The 17,870-nt window shown below is 38.2% G+C and carries 21 protein-coding genes; 12 read left to right on the top strand and 9 right to left on the bottom strand.

Annotation, left to right across the window (positions count from 1 at the left end):
• Positions 1–86: 86 nt before the first annotated feature.
• The 7 genes from J2T03_RS18880 to J2T03_RS18850 all read left to right on the top strand — a co-directional run bounded on the left by J2T03_RS18880 (position 87) and on the right by J2T03_RS18850 (position 5,490).
• Complete coding sequence (locus J2T03_RS18880; RefSeq protein ID WP_307220900.1) at positions 87–929, top strand: DUF5777 family beta-barrel protein; 843 nt, start codon at positions 87–89, stop codon at positions 927–929.
• 1 nt (position 930) lies between these two features.
• Positions 931–1,272 carry a c-type cytochrome gene (locus J2T03_RS18875; RefSeq protein ID WP_307220899.1) on the top strand — a complete coding sequence of 114 codons (342 nt, stop codon included), beginning with the start codon at positions 931–933 and terminating at the stop codon, positions 1,270–1,272.
• An 11-nt stretch (positions 1,273–1,283) separates the two neighbouring features.
• Positions 1,284–1,829 carry a YceI family protein gene (locus J2T03_RS18870; RefSeq protein ID WP_306845159.1) on the top strand — a complete coding sequence of 182 codons (546 nt, stop codon included), beginning with the start codon at positions 1,284–1,286 and terminating at the stop codon, positions 1,827–1,829.
• Positions 1,826–2,353 (top strand): ankyrin repeat domain-containing protein, encoded by a 528-nt coding sequence (locus tag J2T03_RS18865; protein ID WP_306845157.1) that lies wholly within the window; start codon positions 1,826–1,828, stop codon positions 2,351–2,353. Before J2T03_RS18870 ends, J2T03_RS18865 begins: the two co-directional genes overlap by 4 nt.
• Positions 2,354–2,356: 3 nt before the next feature.
• Entirely contained in the window at positions 2,357–3,142 is a 786-nt protein-coding gene (locus J2T03_RS18860) for a T9SS type A sorting domain-containing protein (protein WP_307220897.1), read from the top strand.
• A gap of 137 nt (positions 3,143–3,279) precedes the next feature.
• A complete protein-coding gene (locus J2T03_RS18855) occupies positions 3,280–4,122 on the top strand; it encodes a GNAT family N-acetyltransferase (protein ID WP_307220895.1) in 843 nt (280 codons plus the stop codon).
• Positions 4,123–4,206: 84 nt separating this feature from the next.
• Positions 4,207–5,490: an alkaline phosphatase family protein gene (locus J2T03_RS18850; RefSeq protein WP_307220893.1), complete on the top strand. Its 1,284-nt coding sequence runs from the start codon at positions 4,207–4,209 to the stop codon at positions 5,488–5,490.
• Between the two features lie 109 nt (positions 5,491–5,599).
• On the opposite strand, the gene J2T03_RS18845 is transcribed toward J2T03_RS18850, so the two are convergent.
• Positions 5,600–6,478 carry an NAD(P)H-binding protein gene (locus J2T03_RS18845; protein WP_306845153.1) on the bottom strand — a complete coding sequence of 293 codons (879 nt, stop codon included), beginning with the start codon at positions 6,476–6,478 and terminating at the stop codon, positions 5,600–5,602.
• A 79-nt stretch (positions 6,479–6,557) separates the two neighbouring features.
• On the opposite strand from J2T03_RS18845, the gene J2T03_RS18840 reads away from it, so the two are divergent.
• Positions 6,558–6,917: a winged helix-turn-helix transcriptional regulator gene (locus tag J2T03_RS18840; RefSeq protein ID WP_306845152.1), complete on the top strand. Its 360-nt coding sequence runs from the start codon at positions 6,558–6,560 to the stop codon at positions 6,915–6,917.
• A 57-nt stretch (positions 6,918–6,974) separates the two neighbouring features.
• Here the strand turns inward: J2T03_RS18840 and J2T03_RS18835 are convergent, their stop codons facing one another.
• Complete coding sequence (locus J2T03_RS18835; protein WP_307220892.1) at positions 6,975–8,030, bottom strand: NAD(P)-dependent alcohol dehydrogenase; 1,056 nt, start codon at positions 8,028–8,030, stop codon at positions 6,975–6,977.
• A gap of 33 nt (positions 8,031–8,063) precedes the next feature.
• Positions 8,064–8,468: a cupin domain-containing protein gene (locus tag J2T03_RS18830; RefSeq protein ID WP_307220890.1), complete on the bottom strand. Its 405-nt coding sequence runs from the start codon at positions 8,466–8,468 to the stop codon at positions 8,064–8,066.
• Positions 8,469–8,600: 132 nt separating this feature from the next.
• Between J2T03_RS18830 and J2T03_RS18825 the strand changes: the two genes are divergently transcribed.
• The 3 genes from J2T03_RS18825 to J2T03_RS18815 all read left to right on the top strand — a co-directional run bounded on the left by J2T03_RS18825 (position 8,601) and on the right by J2T03_RS18815 (position 11,362).
• Entirely contained in the window at positions 8,601–9,503 is a 903-nt protein-coding gene (locus J2T03_RS18825; protein WP_306845149.1) for a helix-turn-helix domain-containing protein, read from the top strand.
• A 202-nt stretch (positions 9,504–9,705) separates the two neighbouring features.
• On the top strand, positions 9,706–11,049 hold the full coding sequence (locus J2T03_RS18820; RefSeq protein WP_307220888.1) for a carboxylesterase family protein: 1,344 nt from the start codon (positions 9,706–9,708) through the stop codon (positions 11,047–11,049).
• Positions 11,050–11,194: 145 nt separating this feature from the next.
• Positions 11,195–11,362: a hypothetical protein gene (locus J2T03_RS18815; RefSeq protein ID WP_306845145.1), complete on the top strand. Its 168-nt coding sequence runs from the start codon at positions 11,195–11,197 to the stop codon at positions 11,360–11,362.
• 74 nt (positions 11,363–11,436) lie between these two features.
• Here J2T03_RS18815 and J2T03_RS18810 read toward each other — a convergent pair whose 3' ends face one another.
• The 6 genes from J2T03_RS18810 to lpxK all read right to left on the bottom strand — a co-directional run bounded on the left by J2T03_RS18810 (position 11,437) and on the right by lpxK (position 16,990).
• Entirely contained in the window at positions 11,437–12,909 is a 1,473-nt protein-coding gene (locus J2T03_RS18810) for an alpha-amylase (protein WP_307220887.1), read from the bottom strand.
• A 45-nt stretch (positions 12,910–12,954) separates the two neighbouring features.
• Positions 12,955–14,049, bottom strand: a complete 1,095-nt coding sequence (dinB, locus tag J2T03_RS18805) for a DNA polymerase IV (RefSeq protein WP_307221125.1) — start codon at positions 14,047–14,049, stop codon at positions 12,955–12,957.
• A gap of 42 nt (positions 14,050–14,091) precedes the next feature.
• Positions 14,092–14,547: a GNAT family N-acetyltransferase gene (locus tag J2T03_RS18800; RefSeq protein WP_307220885.1), complete on the bottom strand. Its 456-nt coding sequence runs from the start codon at positions 14,545–14,547 to the stop codon at positions 14,092–14,094.
• Positions 14,547–15,062, bottom strand: coding sequence for a TlpA family protein disulfide reductase (locus tag J2T03_RS18795; RefSeq protein WP_307220883.1), 516 nt, complete (start codon positions 15,060–15,062; stop codon positions 14,547–14,549). The genes J2T03_RS18800 and J2T03_RS18795 overlap by 1 nt, the downstream gene beginning before the upstream one ends.
• 103 nt (positions 15,063–15,165) lie before the next feature.
• Positions 15,166–15,981, bottom strand: coding sequence for a purine-nucleoside phosphorylase (locus J2T03_RS18790; protein WP_306845139.1), 816 nt, complete (start codon positions 15,979–15,981; stop codon positions 15,166–15,168).
• A complete protein-coding gene (gene lpxK, locus J2T03_RS18785; RefSeq protein ID WP_306845137.1) occupies positions 15,965–16,990 on the bottom strand; it encodes a tetraacyldisaccharide 4'-kinase in 1,026 nt (341 codons plus the stop codon). The genes J2T03_RS18790 and lpxK overlap by 17 nt, the downstream gene beginning before the upstream one ends.
• A gap of 87 nt (positions 16,991–17,077) precedes the next feature.
• Between lpxK and truA the strand changes: the two genes are divergently transcribed.
• Positions 17,078–17,842, top strand: coding sequence for a tRNA pseudouridine(38-40) synthase TruA (gene truA, locus J2T03_RS18780; RefSeq protein ID WP_307220881.1), 765 nt, complete (start codon positions 17,078–17,080; stop codon positions 17,840–17,842).
• Positions 17,843–17,870: the final 28 nt, after the last annotated feature.

Genomic DNA, 17,870 nt, shown 5'->3' with positions numbered 1-17,870 from the left:
AAAACAATTCTTATGGTGACTTTTATCACACACTTTTGAATCGATAACTCAATAAGTTTGTCATATCATAATTAATGCAATTGTATATGACAAAAACTCTCTTATTTTTGTCGGTATTGGCCTCAGGTCTTGTCTCAGCACAGGAAGATCTGCTAAAAGATATTGACACTCTCAAAACAACTACATCAACTTCACAGCCAGCTTTTAAAGCCCTGCAGATCGTCACGGGACAATCCACAAAACTCTCTGCTAAAAATGAGTGGTACATTATTGTGGCTCACCGTTTCGGAGACATTAGTACAGGATTTAAAAACTTTTTCGGGCTGGATGATGCTTCTACCAAACTAGGGGTTATTTACGGTGTTACAGATGGTATTTCAGTCAGCCTTTCCAGGGAGACAAACATGAAAACATTTGAAGGCGCTGTAAAGTATAAGCTTGTAAAGCAGTCAGAAAATTTTCCCGCAGAGATCGTAGGCTATAACGTAATGGCTTTAAACACAGATCTGGATAAGGACAATTATCCCCATCTCAGATTCAGTGACAGGCTTTCTTATCTTACACAGGCCCTGATCTCAAGAAGGTTCAATGAAAAGTTTTCTTTGCAGCTGACTCCTTCCTATATTCATAAAAATCTTTATGATCCGGCTATTGAAGATAAAAATCAGTTTCTGGCCGGATTAGGCGGCCGTTATAAAATTTCCAAAAGAATTTCTATTAATGCAGAATATTTTGTGAATTTCGATGATCACAGTTTCTATAAAAATCCTCTGTCACTTGGGATGGATATAGAAACAGGGGGGCATGTTTTCCAGCTTTTATTTTCGAATTCCCAGATCAATTCAGATATAGGATATCTTTCCAATGCGGTAGGAAAGTGGGGAAAAGGGCAGATTTTCTTTGGGTTTAACCTTTACAGAGTTTTTTAAGATGAAAAAGATATTATACCTATTATCATCAGCCTCCCTGTTTATTGCTTGTGACAGCAGGACTTATGAAGAGATTTCAGATACTACCCCAATTACAGTGACTGTAAAATATAATTCTGACGTAAAATCAATCGTTGACAATAACTGTATCGGATGCCATGCTGCAGGAAGCTTTAAGCCCCTCACAACCTATACAGACGTAAAAAACAATATTGATGGTATCCTCGACAGGATACAGAGGCCTAATGGAGACCCGGAAAAAATGCCACAGGGCGGATCCTTATCTCAGACACAGATTAATACCTTCATAAAATGGAAAGCCGACGGGCTTGCTGAAAATTAAAAATATTTGATATGAAAAGATTAGCATTAATAGGAAGCATACTGTTTTTCACAGGCTTTGCTTCAGCCCAGAAATACAGTTCTAAAACAGGCCGGGTAACCTTTGAAGCATCCGTGCCGCTATTTGAAGACGTGTATGCTAAGGATGATAATAATGTTGTTATTCTGAATGCAGACAATGGAGAAATGGCTTCCGTTTCAGTCGTGAAAAACTTTCATTTTAAAACCAAACTAATGGAGGAGCATTTTAATGAAAGCTATGCAGAAACAGCAAAATATCCCAAAGCAACTTTCAAAGGGAAGATCGTAAATTTTGATAAAACAAAACTTGCAGCTTCGCCACAGAAATATACTGTTCAGGGAACCCTTAATTTTCATGGTGTGGATAAGGCGGTTTCTTCCACGGCTACTATTTACAGCAAAGATGGGAAGATCTATATGCAGGGGAACTTTGTGGCAAGACCTGCAGATCACAAGGTGACTATCCCGAAAATGGTAACCAAAAAGATCGCTGAAAGTGTCAATGTAGAATACAATTACGTAATGACAAAACAATGAAAAATATCATCTTTATCATAAGTATTTTTCTGGGTTCTTCTATGATGTCTGCCCAGGAAAAAGTAAAATCAATATTTGATATTGCCAGAAGCGGTACGGTAGCCGAAGTGAAAGATCTTATGAAACAGGATCCGGATATCATCAACAAAACCAATGAAAGTGGCTTTTCCCCTCTTATCTTGGCGTGCTACAGAGGCAATACCGAAGTGGCTGAATTTTTGATGGACACTGTAAAAGATATTGATTATAATTCTTCGATGGGAACTGCGCTCATGGCCGCTGTATTTAAAGGAGATATAAAATTAGCTCAGGAATTATTAGATCATAAATCAGATATAAATACAATAGATTCACAGGGAACGACACCGCTTATTTTTGCTTCGAAATTGGGAAATACAGAAATGGTGAAACTTCTTGTAAAATATAAAGCAAATAAAACGGTAAAAGATAAACAGGGAAATACAGCCTTTGAATATGCCGTTTTATCAAAAAATCCAGAACTTATCAACCAACTAAAAAATTAAAATATGAAAAACATTGTACTCTTTTCTTTTCTATTAATCAGTTTTTTGGGCATTTCGCAGCAAAAAACTACAGGTGACGTACCTTTATCCCCTAATATTGGGATAACTGCAAATTTTACTCTTGACAATACAACATCTACAGTAACCTTGGTATTGAAAGGCCCTTCTGACAGATGGTTTGGTTTAGGAATTGGTGTTAGTGCAGGATTTAGCATGTCGGCAGGAGATGCTGTGGTCTATTCTGCGGTAACAACTCCCAAACTTACGGACAGAAATTTTACAGGATTTGTACAGCCTCCATTAGACAGTTCACAAGACTGGACAATAGTAAGTGATGTTGTTGCCGGATCTGTAAGAACATTAACTTTAACAAGGGCTTTGACCAATTCAGATCCTAATGACTATCAAATGCCTTATGCAACTACCAATTCAATAAGTTTTGCAGGCCCTAGACCTGCTTCTGCAACTACTACGGTTGGTCCTCACGGCGGAACAGCCAATGTTGGATATGCTACTGCATCTTTTACTTCCGTATTAGGGGTAAATGATACTGAAATGACAAATAAAAAAGTTGTTTTTTATCCAAACCCATCGAAAGAAACCGTAACGTTTAAAAATGTAGATAAAATAAAATCTATTGATATTTATGAATCGGCAGGAAGAAAAGTGAGATCTGTAAAACCGGACGGAGAAAGTATAGATGTAAGAGATCTTAAACCCGGCATCTATTATCTTGAAATCACTCTGAAAGATGGAAACCTGTCTTATGAGAAACTGATTAAAGAATAAGCATTGATAAAAATATATAACTCATCCAAATGCCTTCGATACCGGAGGCATTTTTTTATTAACGTTATTTGGATACTGTATTTCCTTAATACTGAACGTTTTTTATACCTTTGATGGGTTTAGATATACAATAAGCTATGGAGATCGGAAATTTAAATAATATTTCTACAGATGAACTTTTATCTGTGTTTAACAGGTCCTTTTCAGATTATATTGTTCCCTTTCACCTGTCACGGGAACAGCTTGAATTGAAAATTATAGCGGACAAAATAGATTTGAACCTGTCTGTAGGGGCATTTGAATCCGGAAAGCTGGCAGGATTTATTCTTAATGCCGAAAAAGAGGAAGACGGAAAACGTATAGCATATAATGGAGGAACTGGCGTTGTCCCGGAATTTAGAGGACAGGGGCTGGTAAGAAAAATGTATGATTATATTCTTCCGGTATTCAGGGAAAGAAAAACGGATATGTTAACCCTTGAAGTAATCGAAGGTAATAATCCAGCTATCAGGGCATATGAGAATTTAGGTTTCAAAATAGTACGGAAGCTGTTGTGTTTTAATGGAATTATTAACCTTGAAGAAAAGAGTATTAATATTTCAATAAAAGAGATTGAAAATGTACAATGGGAAATATTCCAGTCTTTCTGGGATATAGAGCCATCATGGCAAAGCTCGATAATGGTACTTGAACATATTCGTCAAAGCTGTACAATTTTGGGAGCGTATAAAGATGAGCAGCTTAAAGGATATATCATTTACAATCCTGCCGTTAAAAAAGTCTATCAGATTGCTGTTGATCAAAATTCCAGAAGGCAGGGGATTGGTACAAAACTTTTGGGTACAATCGGGCAAATGAACGGAGGGCAGGCTGTCTCTGTAAACAATGTAGATGATACTTCGGAAAATACTTCTGCCTTTTTAAATGCAGCCGGACTTAAAAATTGGGTGTCCCAGTTTGAAATGAAGAAGGATATTTAAAATTTAATCTGTTTTAATATACTTTTAATCTTATAAACTTTCCCGGAAGCAGTAGAGACCGTAACTTTGCCGAAAATTTTAATAATGAAGCGAGGAATACAAATTTTGCTGCTGTTTTTTTCTTTGGTCATCTCTGCTCAACATACACATATAGATACTGCTCAGATAGTTGTTCCCGGCCGAACGAACAGTGCTGAAGCCCAAACAAAACCTTATGTGATCATGATTTCTACCGATGGTTTTCGGTATGATTACGCGAAAAAATATAATGCTGAAAATCTTCTGAAGCTGTCCGCTAATGGGGTTCAGGCCGACGCAATGATCCCAAGCTATCCAAGCATTACGTTTCCCAATCACTGGAGCCTGATCACCGGGCTTTATCCCTCCCATCACGGGCTGATCGATAATTTCTTTTATGATTACAAAAGAAAAGAGCCGTATGCGATGAACAATAAGAAGAATGCTGAAGACGGCAGCTGGTATGGAGGAACTCCGCTGTGGTCATTGGCTGAAAAGCAGGGAGTGGTTTCAGCTTCTCTAATGTGGGTAGGCTCTGCAAGCAATGCAGGAGGAATGAGGCCTTCCTATTATTATCCGTATCATGAAAAATTTAAACCTTCCGAAAAAGTGGATAAGGTTGTGAACTGGCTGAAGCTTCCTGAGGAAAAAAGGCCACATTTTATTTCCCTGTATTTCCCGGAAGTTGACGGAAGTGGCCATCATTACGGCCCGGATAGTCCGGAAACAGAAAGTGCCGTACATTTGATTGATGATGCAATTGGAGAGCTTGTTCAGAAAGTCAATAACCTTGGGCTGAAAAATGTCAACTTTATTTTTGTTTCCGATCATGGAATGATAAAAGTGGATGGTGGAGCTCCATTAGACATTCCGGCTATGCTTCTTGATAAAAACAGATTCGATTTTTACAATTCCCAGACCTTGCTTAGAGTATATGTCAAGGATCCTGCTGAGGTTAAAGCCGTTTATAAAGGCCTCAAAGCCAATAGAACAGTCGATTATGAAGTGTATCTTGATAAGAAGCTGCCCAAATACCTGCATTTTGCGACCAAAGATGACAGATATGGCAGGATAGGACAGATCCTTCTGATTCCAAATGCCCCCAAAATATTTTTAGAAAAAGGCAAGAAAACATCTGTAGGTAAGCATGGCTATAATCCAAAGATTGTTCCTGAAATGAAGGCAATATTCTATGCATGGGGACCTGAATTCAAAAATAATCTGGTAATCAATGAATTTACCAACGTTAACGTTTATCCTTTGGTTGCCGAAGTTTTAGGATTAAAATCTGATCAGCCTATTGATGGAAAACTAAAGGTTTTAAAAGGAACTTTGAAAGAGAAAAAATAAGAATAGCTTTAATAAAAATAGAGTATAGATTCAGTTAAAAAAACATTTCGGCGCACCGCAGGTGCGCCGAAATGTTTATAGAAGTTTTTTCATTTCAAAAAATTCGAACTTAAAATTTATTAGCAAATTCACGGGAAAAGTCCTCAAGGCTTACTGAGCCATTAACCGGAGATCCCTGTTCAATAAAGTCCTTCTGCACAACACCGGTTCTCATACCTTTTCCCATTTCAACATAAAGTTCAGCCATTTCCTGTGGAAGACCTGCCTGTACCATTCCCTCTAAAGACTGCTCATCTGTAAATTCAACCCAGGGTAATTCAGGATTCCCAACTGCGGCTCCTAAGACCTTTGCAAAATCTGCAGGCGGTCGCGAATCGCTTACTACATAACGGATATTTTTGCCTGCTGTATTTTTTACCAGTTCTTCAGCTGCAGCTTTGGCAATATCAGTGGGATGGACCAATGGAATATTTATATTTTCAGGATAATTTCCACCGATAATACCCGCATTTTTAATCAATGGAATATCATTGAAAAAATTAATGTAGAAATAACCTGCTCTTAGCAAAGTGACAGAAGTGTTTTCCAGTTCATTATATAGTTTTTCAATATAATGAAGCCCTTTAATTGGACCGTTTTCAACCGGTGAATCAGCTCCCACGCTGCTTAGCATGACCACTCTTTTTACCCCTGTTTTTGCAATGGCTTCTGCATAATTTTTTCCGGCATTCACTGTATTTTCAACAATATGAGTCTCACCTATAATCGGGGGAGTCATTACAAATACGGCATCAGCCCCTTCAAATGCTTTAACTAAAAAATTCACATCAGTGATAGAACCGATGGAAGCTTTTGCTCCTAAAGATTCAATCTCACCTTTTTTGGCTTCACTGCTACTGATTACGGTAATATCATGGCCTTCTGCAATTAATTGCTCTGCTAACGGTTTTGCGGTGTTCCCTAAAGAACCTGTTACAATAATTTTCATATTAAATGTTGTTTATTTCTTTATACAAAGTTATATTTGTACTTACTTTTATACAAGTACTTACCCTAAAGTATGTATCATGACAGCAATTAAAGAAAGTTCTACCATTCAGCAGAACAAAAAAAGTGTATTGGAACAGTGCCCTGTAATGTATGTGATGGAAAAAATAGGTGGTTTTTGGAAACCTATTATTCTGTTCAATCTTTCAACAGGAGAGAAGAGGTACAGCGAATTAAAAAGAGCCATTCCTGAGGTGACAGAAAAAATGCTGATCCAGCATCTGAAGCAGTTAGAAGCTGATGGGCTGGTTATCAGAACAGCAAAACCTGTAGTTCCTCCGCATGTTACTTACGAACTGAGTAAAGCAGGTCTCAAACTGGCTCCTGTCATCGATGCAATGGCAGACTGGGCTTTTCAGGATATGAAAAAGGCTTACTAAATATCAATAAAAAAGACTCTTCAAAGCGAAGAGTCTTTTTATTTTAAGAGCTGGAAATTATGATAAAGACTTCATATCAATAACGAAACGGTATCTCACATCGCTTTTCAGCATTCTTTCGTAAGCTTCATTGATCTCCTGCATCTTGATAATCTCAATTTCAGAAACAATATTGTGTTCCCCACAGAAATCTAGCATTTCCTGGGTTTCAGCAATACCTCCGATTAAAGAAGCTGCTACAGATCTTCTTCCCATGATCATAGGAACCGTATTCAAGATAGGTTCCAAACCACCTAAATAGCCTACTAAAACAAGGGTTCCGCTGATATTTAAAGTAGCCACATAAGGATTTACATCATGTACATAAGGAACAGTATCAATAATCACATCGAATTTTCCTTTTACAGAATTCATATGCTCATCATCTGTGGAAATGACCACGTGATCTGCCCCCAGCTGCTTGGCATCATCTGTTTTTCCCGGAGTTCTTGAGAATAAAGTAACTTCTGCACCTAATCCTTTTGCCAGTTTAATTGCCATATGACCTAATCCACCTAGTCCAACAACAGCTACTTTAGAACCAGGTCCCACGTTCCAATGTTTCAATGGAGACCATGTGGTAATACCTGCGCAAAGTAATGGAGCTACAGCTGCCAGCTCTAAGTTTTCAGGCACCCTTAAAACAAAACTTTCATCCACAACTACCTTTTCAGAATATCCTCCGAAAGTATGGCCGCCCAAGTGTTTGTCTTTTCCGTTATACGTTCCTGTAAATCCATTCAGACAATACTGCTCCAAATCTTTCTTACAGCTGTCGCAGGTTCCGCATGAATCTACCATACAACCTACTGCTGCAAGGTCTCCCACTTTAAATTTGGAAACTTCACTTCCCACATTGGTTATTCTTCCTACAATTTCATGTCCGGGAACTACAGGATACAAAGATCCGCCCCAGTCGTTTCTCGCCGTATGCAGATCAGAGTGACACACTCCGCAGTACAGAATTTCAATTTCTATATCCTTAGGTGTTGTTTCCCTTCTTTCAATATTCATCTCTTTCAGATCCGCCGTAGTAGACTCAGCCCCGTAGGCTTTTACTGTGATTGTGCTCATTGGTTTATTTAATTTAATTATAATTAAGTTTAGTTATAAATTGTTATATTCCTCATCACTTACAGGTTCCATCCATTCCACAATACCGTTTTGAGTATTGGGATTGATGGCAATATGTGTGAATTCACTGTCTTCAGACGCTCCATGCCAGTGGATAATACCGGGAAGGATATTCACTACATCTCCGGGATGTAAAACCTGTGCGGGTTTGCCTTTTTCCTGATAAAAACCTGTTCCTGAAGTTACAATTAAAATCTGGCCTCCACCGTGAGAATGCCAGTTATTTCTGTAGCCGGGTTCAAAAATAACATTTCCGATCTGGCAGTTCAGATCATCTTCGTTCGGCTTTAAGATATGAACCCAGGCGGTTCCTCCCGAAAAATAAGCTTCGGGAGCCTTTTCTCCTTTGAGAAAAATATTGGTATTGAATGTTTCCATAACCGTACAAAAGTCGATACTTTTAAGTAAACATAACTTATACAGATTACCGGAATACTTACCAATTTTACAGACATCTTAAAAAGGTCCGCAGGAAAGTGGTAATTTTGAATAAGTTTAAAAAGATAGTCAATGGAAGATCAGGAAGTTGAAAAAGTAAACAGTATTTCAGATTACAATAAAATGGTAAATCATGAAACACTGCATCCGTTGGTAAGTGTGGTAGATTTTGCAAAATCCGATCCCATATGCCAGTACAAAAGAACCCATACGTTTTACACCGTTTTTCTGAAAGATGTGATCTGTGGTGATATGCATTACGGTAAGCACAGCTATGACTATCAGGAAGGGACTCTGGTCTTTATTGCTCCAGGGCAGGTAAGTGGGGTTACAAATGACGGAAAATCTATACAGCCGGGAGGATATGCGCTGCTGTTTCACCCGGATCTTATTAAGGGGACTAATCTCGGAAAAAATATCAAAGACTACAGCTTCTTTTCCTATGATGTACACGAAGCTTTGCATCTTTCAGAAAAAGAAAGGGAAATTATTCTCGAATGTTTTAAAAATATAAAGCTTGAGCTTGAGCAGTCTATCGACAAGCACAGCAAATCATTAATCGTTAACAATATTGAACTGTTTTTAAATTACTGTATGCGGTTTTATGATCGTCAGTTTATTACAAGAGACCACGTTAACCAGGGCGTTATAGGTAAATTTGAAAATCTGGTGGATGATTATTTTAAATCCGATAATCCAAAAAATATTGGCTTTCCTATGGTTAATTACTTTGCAGAAAAACTGAATCTGTCTGCCAATTATTTCGGTGACCTGATCAAAAAAGAATTAGGAGTTTCTGCTCAGGAATTTATCCACAACAAGCTGATCGATGTGGCCAAAGAACAGATACTGAATCCGTCAAAATCAATCAGTGAGATTTCCTATGACCTTGGATTTAAATATCCTCAGCATTTTACAAGATTATTCAAAACTAAGGTTGGGGTTTCTCCGAGCGAATATAAAACGTTAAACTGATCATTTAAACACAAGCAACACTAAAATCGTAATTTTACTTTGAACTATTTGTGGAAATTAGTGTTTAAAATGTCCTTTAAACTTACTTTATAAATTAACCATATAAAAGTCTTGGCATTTTAGCGTTAAAACCAATTGAAAATTTTCTTATTTCAAAAAACCGGATTAATTTTAATAAATAAAATTTTTCAAAGTTTTTAAAATGACCGTTGAGCAGACCACAACCCACATTTTTCAGACTTCTTTCGGGAAAGTTATTTCATTAAAAAACAATGGTGTTATCAGAGCCAACAGCATCCGGTATGCCCGCTCTGAAAGATTTCAAAAGCCTGTTGCAGAACGGCCGTCTCCTGAAGAAATTATTTTCCCTGATAAAACTCCTGTTTGCCCGCAGACAATTAGTCCGCTGGTAGAAAAAATGATTGGTCCTACACATATCGAGAACTTTGATCCTGATGAATCCCCACAGTATCTTTCGGTCTTCCGTCCTGACCGTTTCACAGATAATGAAAAGCTTCCTGTAATAGTCTGGATTCATGGTGGCTCCTATGAAATAGGATGTGGTGATCTTCCTACATCCGATCCCAGCGAATGGGTGAAAGAACAGCAAATCATTGTTGTTGCCGTTTCCTACAGGCTCGGGCTTTTCGGATTTCTGGGAGGCGACGAAAGGCCGCCAAACTTGGGTCTGCTCGATATCATAGAAGCATTAAAATGGATCAAGACCTATATTTCAGAATTTGGGGGTGATTTTGAAAATGTTACTCTTTTAGGTCAGTCTTCAGGTGGCGATGCTATTGCCCATCTTATGATTTCCGAAGGTGTTGAGGGTTTGTTTCAAAGAGTGATTATTCAGAGTGCCCCGTTGGGATTACGCCATAAAAGGCAGAAAATGTCTGCCGAATTTTTAAGAAAGACTGAAGTGCTGAAAGATGAAACTGATGTTTTTAAACTGATGGATGAATACAGAAAATATGTACCTTCTGTCATTAAATATGGCTTAAAGGCCGCTATGCCTTTCGGTATTCAGTATGGATTTTCACCCTTATGTAAAGAAGAGGAATCTGAAGAGCAATGGAAGGCAAACGCAAAAAAATATGATGTATTGATTGGCCTGAATAATGATGAAACAGCATTTTATCTTAAAACTTCTGATGCTTTGAATAAATATTTCGGAAAAGGGCTGGGACTGAAAATCATGGATAAAACGGTCCAAAAAACCACTGAACTCATTTATGGAACTCCCGCAAAAATATTTGCTGAAAACTATGCAAAAGCGGGAGGGAGCATTTACCTATTTAGAATCCATTCCAGATCAGACAGCAGCCATATCGGAGCGCCACACTGTATTGATCTTCCTTTGATTTTCGGAAATGAATCGGCATGGAAATTCTCTGAAATGTTAAAAAATGTTCCGTGGGAATATATTAATGAGAATGGCAAAAAACTCAGGGCACTTTGGGCAGAATTTGCAAGAAACGGAACTATTTCTGATGATTCGGAACGTCCGGAAATCCTGAAAATACAAAAATTAAGTTTTAAATAAATTCAAACAAAATTTTTGTAAGGGAGTGCAATGTAAGTGCTTGATTTTCGGGATATACAGCTTAAGTATCCGTTTGGTGATATATTGGATGGTAATTATGATATTTTACGTATATTAGGATAACCAAACCAAAAATCTATTAATTATGAAAACAAAACTTTTTGCTAACGTACGAAAACTTGACAGAAAAGAACTTAAGAACCTAAAGGGTGGAGATATTATCGGGAACAATGTATGCTGTACCTCCAACGAGGATGGCTATTGCTGCGAATGGGCCATTAATATACAGAATTGCAGGTATATCCACTGCTAATTATTCTGTCATTAAAGTAATTTAAGGCATCCATAACTAAAGAGTTATGGATGCCTTTTATATGGTCGCAAGGATTACTCAGAGATCCATACGCTTACATTTCCTGCAGGGACCGGGAAATTTCCCCATCCGTTTTCATCAATGATTACTTTTTCTTTAAACCGTTTAAGCAGATCATGAAACTTTTTGCCTGCATACTGTTTTCCCATTTCCATAGGCTTGCTGTAGGCATCTTTATTGCTGAGAACTACGGCACATCCGGAGTGTTCATCGTCACCTTCACGCGTCCAGCCCAGACAGTTGGTATCTTCAAAATAATCCCTCTGCGTTCCATACGCATGTTCCTTTCTTGCCTTTAGAAGTTCTTCTATACCATCCACTTTAGGCAGGAAAATCTCATGGCTATTATCGTCTCTGCCTTTATCAACGTAATGGGCACCATAGAGATCAGGATAAAAAACACATGGATATCCATTCTCGCGAAGCAGGATCAGCGCATAAGCTATCGGCTTGAACCACGACTGTACCGGAGCTTCGAGATCCTGAAGGGGCTGCGTGTCATGATTATCCACAAGACTTACAGAGTGCATTGGATCAACCTGGGTAAGGGTTTGGTCAAAAATCCTGCGGAGATCATAGGAGCTGCCTTCATTAGATGCAGTATGGAAATTATTCTGCAGTGAGCTGTCAAAAAGGCTCATGCATCCTTCCGTTACCTCAATATATTTCTGCAGAAGATTGAGCTGCCCCGGGGCCCAGTATTCCCCGACTGCAAAAATATTTTTTCCGGAATTGGAACGGAGCATCGTCAGCCATTCCTTATAAAAATCAAATGAAATATGTTTTAAGGCATCCAGTCTTACTCCATCAAAATCAGTCACATTAAAATACCATTCTGCCCAGCTATTAAGCTCTTCGCGCACAAAAGGATTCCGGTGTTCGATGTCGTTGTACATCAGATAATCGTAATTCCCTTTCTCATCGTCAATCATCTCTTCCCAATCGTTTCCGTACTCAGACTGTATTTTAAAGATGTGTGAATCCATACCTTCAGCATAATCCACACCACTGAAGCAGGTGAAGTTCCATTCAAAATCAGAATATTTTTTTTTTCTTCCGGGAAACGTGAACTTAGTATAGGATTCTATCTCAATAACCTCTGAAATAATCTTTTCCCTGTTGTTTTCATCTACCTTTACGGCTTTAAACCTTTCCAGTTCATCCCCGCCGGCTTTATGCCCCAGGACAATATCTACGATTACCTCTATATTTTGTTTTTTTAAGGCTTTAATAGCTTTGACATAATCATTCCTGGTGCCATATTTGGTGGGAATGCTTCCTTTTTGGTCAAACTCGCCGAGGTCATACAGATCATAAGCATCATATCCTACAGAGTAGCCTCCGTTTGTTCCTTTATAGGCAGGAGGAAACCATACTGAAGTAATTCCTAATTTTGCCAGATATGCGGCCTGTTTTTCTGCTTCTTTCCATAATCTTCCATTCCCTTCCGAGTACCAGTGGAAAAATTGAATCATTGTCGGGTTCATAGGCTGTAATTTGGTCACTACAAGATAGTGAATTTTTTTTACCTGTTAAATCTCAAATTCTTCAAACGGGATTTTTAGTTGAATAGAAACCTGCTTTTTTTCCTCGGTGTTGAGGTGGGAGAGGGATAGCCCCAGCAATCTAACAGGCTTATCAAACGGCCTTAGTTCCCAAAGCTTTTTCCCGGTGCTGAAATACTGTTCAGGAGAAGTAAAATACTCTTCTTTTGTAAAGCTTCTTGTAAAAAGCGAAAAATCTTTATATTTGATCTTTAAAGTTAAGGCCCTTCCCAGAATATTATTCTTTTGCAGCCTCTGGTGAAGTTCCTGGCTCAGATGTTCCAGCTTTTCATTAATCGCCTGGTCGTCAAAAAGATCCTCAAAAAAAGTTCTCTCTACCGCAACGCTTTTCTGAATCCGGTGTGGCTTTACCTCAGAATTATGAATGCCGCGTACTACATTGTAATAGTAACCGCCGGACTTTCCAAAAAGTCTGACCAGCTCTTCGAGTGTTTTTTTCTTTAAATCTTTTCCTTTGTAAATACCTAAACTAAACATTTTGTTAGCCGTAACCTTGCCAACACCGTGAAATTTTTCGACCGGAAGCTCTTCAAGAAAACCTTCAATTCTATCCGGATGAATGGTTTTCTGTCCGTTCGGCTTATTGATGTCAGATGCTACTTTTGCGAGAAATTTGTTTATGGAAATGCCTGCAGAAGCGGTAAGCCCCGTCTGTTCAAATATTTTCTGACGGATCTCTCTGGCAATCTGATTGGCAGATTCTATGTCTTTTTTATTTTCGGTGACATCAAGGTAAGCTTCGTCCAACGACAGGGGTTCTACAAGATCAGTATATTCATGGAAAATTTCGCGAATCTGTTTTGATATTTCTTTATACCGTGCAAAGCGGGGCGTCACAAAAATGATATGAGGGCATTTTTCTTTGGCTGTTTTGCTGGGCATTGCAGAACGTACACCATATTTTCTGGCTTCATAGCTTGCTGCTGCAACGACTCCCCGGTGTTCTCCTCCTACAGCAATAGGCTTTCCCTTAAGCGAAGGATTGTCATGCTGTTCCACAGAAGCATAAAATGCATCCATATCGACATGAATAATTTTACGGGTGGGAAAAGAAGAATCCATACCGCAAAGATATGGATTCATTTATTTTGAATTAAATTCTTATCATGTTTTCATTCTCATGGTAACGAGTAATGATTCAAACCCTGCTTTTTCATAGGCTTTTACAGCGGATTCATTTTGGGCATACACATCAAGTCTTACTTCTGAAATGTCTTTGGATTTCGCCCAGCGGATCAGTTCGTCAAGGATCAGCTTATTAACCCCTTTTCCTCTGTGTTCAGGCTTTACATACATAAATCCCAGGTAAGCATAACGGTCAAAATTAGAATAGTTGTTTTCCGGTTTTTTGATCCGTGCGTAACCTGAGGCGATAATTTCATTATTTTCTTCTGTAACCAATACTAAGGAATCCTCAGCCTGTATCAAATGAAGCAGATCATAATAGTGAATCTCTCCATCCATAAGAGTACTGTTAAACGGCCTTTCTGCAGAAACAATTCCCTGTTCAAATTCTAAAAGGACCTTCAGATCCTGTTCTGTAGCTTTTCTTGTGATCATTATTGTAAAAGACGGTTGATAGTTTCCTGTATTTCCGGATCTTCAGGGGAAATAGCGTAATATTTTGCGATGGAAGATTTCTGGTCTACAACCATATATCTAGGTATCCAGTTGAGGTCGATATAATTGTTAAAATCATTTTTCCAGCCCGAAGCAAACCAGTAATTATCCTTGTCCTTCATATTGAATCTGTCCAGACTTTTGTTAAAACCCTCTTTTGATCTTTCCAGTGAAAGGAATACAAAATCTACGTTTGGATTGTTTTTTTCAAGTTCTTCAGCTTTTGGAAGTGCTTTCAAACAGTCTCTGCACCATCCGGCCCAGAAATCAATCACCAAAACTTTTCCTTTATGTTGATCAAGGATTTGCTGAATGGTAATATTTTTCCCTTCCTCATCTTCCAGCTTTTGTACCAGAGCTTCTTGGGAGAAATTGGTTTTGAGTACTTTCGGCTGCTGCTGTGAATAACCCAGCCCGAAAATATTTATCATAAAAATTAATACTAACTTTTTCATTTTCTCAATTTCATTTATACAAATCTAAACAATGAAACGCAATTTGAGATTGATTTCCTATGAATTAGGAAAAATTTATGAGATTGAAAATTTCTATAAAGATCTATTGATAGTTTTTTACTACACCTTTTACTACAGTGATCACATTCGGCATTGCTTTATTGGCTGCATTCAGAACTTCTTCGTGAGAAACGGCAAAGGCAATATCCGGCCCGCCAAGGTCTGTAATCACGGAGATGCAGAAAACATTCATTTCCATATGTCTGGCAACAATTACTTCAGGAACAGTACTCATTCCTACCATATCACCACCAATGGCTTTGATCATTCCATATTCTGCAGGGGTTTCGAAGGTAGGTCCTTGTAGCGCAACATATACTCCCTTATGGATTTTAATATTATTGTCGGCAGCAGCTTTTTCAGCCACTTCGATCATTTTCCTGTTATAAGGCTCGCTCATATCCACAAAACGCGGCCCGAATGATTCAATATTTTTACCACGAAGCGGATGTTCAGGCATCATATTGATATGGTCTTTTAAAATAACGATATCAGCAACGCTGTAGGCAGGATTTACGCCGCCACAGGCATTGGAAAGGATGAGGTTTTTAATGCCCAGCAGGTGAAAAACCCGTATTGGAAAAGTCACGGTCTCCATAGAATGACCTTCGTAATAATGGAAACGGCCGCTCATCATAAGAACTTTTTTGCCATCCAGAATTCCGTAAATTAATTTTCCTCCATGCCCAACAACAGTAGTCTGTGGGAAATTAGGAATTTCAGGATATTCCAAAATGTGGATGGCTTCCACTTCATCCTGCAGTTTCCCCAATCCGGATCCTAAAATAATAGCAAAGTCCGGAATTTCTTTGATTGTACTTTTAATGAAATCGGCGGTCTGCTTAATTTTTTCTAACATAATCTAAGATGATTTGATTGAATTCTTCCTTTTTATCAATGATGACATTAATAGGCCAGTAGTAAACAATGTCTCTAAGATAGTCAAAAGTTTTCAGACGTACATAATCTTTCTCTGTGGTCAGGATCAGCTTATATTCACCTAATTTTTTATATTCTTCGGTGATCTTTTTGATGTCATCATCCGTAAAATTATGATGGTCTCTGAATTTCAAATGCTTAACCCGCTGCGAAAATTTAGCCAGATGTTCCAGAAGCGGTTTTGGGTTGGCGATTCCTGTAATCAGAAGGATATCATAATAGTTCAGGTTATTATCCGGAAGCATTTTATCTTTTCCGTACACATTTTCGTCATAACCGATGGATGAAAAGAATACTTTTTGGTTATAAGAAGGCCTTATTCTTGAAATATAATAGCGTTTGGTTTCTTCGGTAAGCTCATCAGGACATTTGCTGACCATGATGATGTCTGCTCTCTTGGAACCGTTTCTGGATTCTCTAAGGTCGCCGGCCGGAAGCAGATGGTCTTTAAAATAAGGATCATTAAAATCAGTCATCAGAATATTGAATCCTGCCTTTATGGCTCTGTGTTGCATGGCATCGTCCAGAACAAGAACGTCAAGATCCATATCTTCAATTACCTTTTTGGCTCCTGGAACTCTTTCTTCTGAAACGGCAATGACGAAACGGTTTTTGAAACGCTCAAAAAGCTGCATGGCTTCATCGCCTACAATTTTATAATTGCTTTCATAATTTGTTACTTCATAACCTTTTGTCAGTCTTCCGTAGCCGCGTGAAAGTACTCCTGTCCTGTAATGCTTGGACAGAAATTGGGCAAGGTACATCACCATAGGTGATTTCCCGCTTCCGCCTACAGAAAGGTTTCCGACATTAATTATCGGGGTCTTGAATTTTGTTGTCCTAAAAACTCCAAGATCATACATTGTGTTTCGGATACCCGTTACCAAATGATAACCGAGGGAAAAAGGATAAAGGTACCATCTTTTCATACGTCTGCAAAAATAGGAATTTTCGTAAGGATTTTATATAATATCTCAAAGAGTTTTCAACAAATATTTCATTAAATTAAAGTATTTTTGTTGAGTTATTATACTACATTGAGATACTTTATTGAATTTTCTTACAACGGGAAAAACTATTTCGGTTATCAGATACAGCCGGATGCTATTACTGTACAGGAAGAGCTTGAAAAAGCACTTTCCACAATATTAAGGGAAGAGATCAAAACGACAGGTGCCGGAAGGACGGATACAGGCGTTCATGCTAAAAAAATATTTGCCCATTTTGATACGGAACAGCCTGTGGATGAGATCAATCTTCCATATAAATTAAACAGTTTTTTACCACCTGATATTTCGATAAAGCGGATCTTTAAGGTGAAAGGCGATTTCCATGCCCGTTTTGATGCTATGTACAGGACTTATGAATATTATATTTCCCTGGCGAAAAATCCTTTTACCCTGGAATCAGCATGGCAGCACTGGAAAAGGCCGCTGGACATTCATAAAATGAATGAAGCTTGTAAAATTTTGTTTGAATATGAGGATTTTACAAGTTTTGCTAAATTGAAAACAGATAATAAAACTAACATCTGCAAAATGTACAAAGCAGAGTGGGAGCAGGAAGGAACAGAACTTAAGTTTACAGTTTCAGCCAATCGTTTTCTCAGAAATATGGTCCGTGCTATCGTTGGAACTATGGTTGAGATCGGGAGTGGTAAAATAAAACCTGAAGATCTGCGTACAATCATTGAAGACAAAAACCGTAATGCTGCAGGAACTTCAGCCCCAGGCCACGGTTTGTTTCTTGTGGATGTAGGATATGAATTTTATTTTTTATAAATTTAGAATATTACTGAAATTTAATATA

The organism is Chryseobacterium lathyri (genome assembly GCF_030812195.1).
In the GTDB taxonomy this organism is placed as follows: Bacteria; Bacteroidota; Bacteroidia; order Flavobacteriales; family Weeksellaceae; genus Chryseobacterium; species Chryseobacterium lathyri_A.
The sequence above is the reverse complement of the archived record's forward strand: the minus strand, read 5'-3'. Positions and strand labels throughout refer to the sequence as shown.